Annotated in this window: 1 protein-coding gene and 1 pseudogene; both read left to right on the forward strand. The window is 36.0% G+C overall.

The features are described 5' to 3' along the window. A pseudogene (locus tag CQA44_RS12330) lies at positions 1 to 187 on the forward strand (translation initiation factor IF-3); the annotation flags it as partial. A 46-nt stretch (positions 188 to 233) separates the two neighbouring features. Beyond that, positions 234 to 428, forward strand: coding sequence for a 50S ribosomal protein L35 (gene rpmI / locus CQA44_RS12335; RefSeq protein ID WP_115547445.1), 195 nt, complete (start codon positions 234 to 236; stop codon positions 426 to 428). The last annotated feature ends 52 nt before the right edge of the window (positions 429 to 480 follow it).

The raw sequence follows: 480 nt of genomic DNA on the forward strand, positions 1-480 counted from the left end.
AGGTAAACATGTCAAATTCAGAGTGTATTTACGTGGCAGAGAGCTGCAAAACCCTGTAATGGGTTTTGAGATGCTACAAAGAGTATGTGCAATGGTAGAGGATATAGCCCATACCGATAAAGAACCAAAAATTGAAGGAAAATACGCTACCGTATTGATGATTCCAAATAATAAACTGAAAACATAATTTTTTATGCTACAATTCTAGCTTTATTTTTGTGAAAGGAGAAATAATGCCAAAGATGAAAACCAATCGTGGTGCTGCGAAGCGATTTAAGCTCAAAAAAAATGCTATTAAAAGAGCTGCTGCTTTTAAGAATCACATCTTGACAAAAAAATCACCTAGACGCAAAGCCAGATTAAATGCTCCGCATTATGTGCATAGCACGAATTTGGATTCTATTAGACACTTACTGTGCCTACAATAGTATCCCTAAGAGTAAGTAAAAATTGAGATTGAGTTGTCCCCTAGTTCTAGGG

This window comes from Helicobacter sp. MIT 14-3879 (genome assembly GCF_003364125.1).